This window comes from Brachyspira sp. SAP_772 (genome assembly GCF_009755885.1).
Lineage (GTDB): Bacteria > Spirochaetota > Brachyspiria > Brachyspirales > Brachyspiraceae > Brachyspira.
Map to the genome: position 1 here is coordinate 1 of NZ_VYIX01000011.1, position 1,503 is coordinate 1,503.

Consider the following 1,503-nt stretch of genomic DNA (forward strand, 5'->3'; position numbering starts at 1 on the left):
CATGCTTTTGGAAGAGATGATGATTATGATATGATTAATAAAGTTTATAAGCCTTTTGATAATCTTACTCTTTTAGCTTCTATTAAAAGCAATGGCGATATAGATAAAAAAATAATAGGAAGTATAACTGATGTATTACATGCTGATTTTATTAATAATTATGATGCATTAAAAAAAATATTTATATCAAGTTCTCTTCAAGTGGTGAGTTTTACTATTACAGAAAAAGGTTATTCAATAAAAGACTTAAATGGTAATTATAGCAGTATAGTAGAAGRAGATATTAATAATGAGCCAAAAAAAGCAAAAAATATTATGAGTATTATTGCTGYTATGCTTTTAGAAAGATATAAAAACRSTGCCTTTCCTATAGCTATGCTTAGTGTAGATAACTGTTCAAATAATGGAGATAAATTAAAATCCTCTATTGTTGAAATATCTAGAGAATGGGTAAAAAGAGGTTATGCTGATAATGGTTTTGTAGAATATCTTGAAGATAGCAAAAAAGTTTCTTTCCCATTAAGCATGGTTGATAAAATTACTCCAAGACCTTCTGAGATTATAGAAAAAAAATTAGAGTCTATAGGACTTGAAGAAATGTCATTATTTAAAGTTGGTCATAAYAACATGGCTCCTTTTGTAAATGCTGAAAGTGTTGGATATTTAGTTGTAGAGGATTTATTTCCAAATGGAAGASCAAAGTTTGAAAAAGCTAATGTATATGTAACAGACAGAATAACAGTTCAAACTGYAGAGAAAATGAAAGTTACAACTTGTTTAAATCCGCTTCATACAGCTTTAGCAATATTTGGCTGTTTACTAAATTATAATTTTATTTAYGAAGAGATGAGAAATCCTTCATTAAAAAAATTAGTTGAAAAAATAGGTTATGATGAAGGCATGAAAGTAGTTGCTGACCCTRAAATTTTGAACCCTAAAKATTTTATAAAAGAAGTAATTGAAGAGCGTTTGGTAAATCCTTATATACCAGATTCCCCAAAAAGAATAGCAACAGACACTTCTCAAAAAATACCTATAAGATATGGAGAGACATTAAAATCTTATGTTAAAAATGGACTTGACATTTCTTCTTTAGTAGGCATACCTTTAACTATAGCAGCTTGGCTTAGGTATTTAATGGGTATTGATGATAATGGAAAAMCTATGGAAATAAGCCCAGACCCTATGCTTGAAGAATTACAAAAACATATAAAAAACATCAAGTTCAAAAATAAAGAAACTATTGGAAATAATTTAAAGCCTATACTTTCTAATAAGATTATATTTGCTGTTGATTTATATGATGAAAAGATAAATTTAGGAAAAAAAATAGAAAGTTATTTTAGTGAGATGATAAGTAAAGAAAATGCTGTAAAAGAATGTTTAGAAAAATATATAAAATAATTTAAGGAGAATTATTCATTATGATAATGACTTTAAGATGGTTTGGAAGTAGTTTTGATTCTGTAACTTTAAAACAAATTAGGCAAATACCTGGAGTAA

General features: G+C 27.0%; 1 protein-coding gene. It reads left to right on the forward strand.

Features of this window, described 5'->3' with window-relative positions; translation table 11 throughout:
- A partial coding sequence (locus GQX97_RS12155) for a mannitol dehydrogenase family protein (protein ID WP_157152200.1) occupies positions 1-1,404 on the forward strand: 1,404 nt, incomplete at its 5' end.
- Positions 1,405-1,503: the final 99 nt, after the last annotated feature.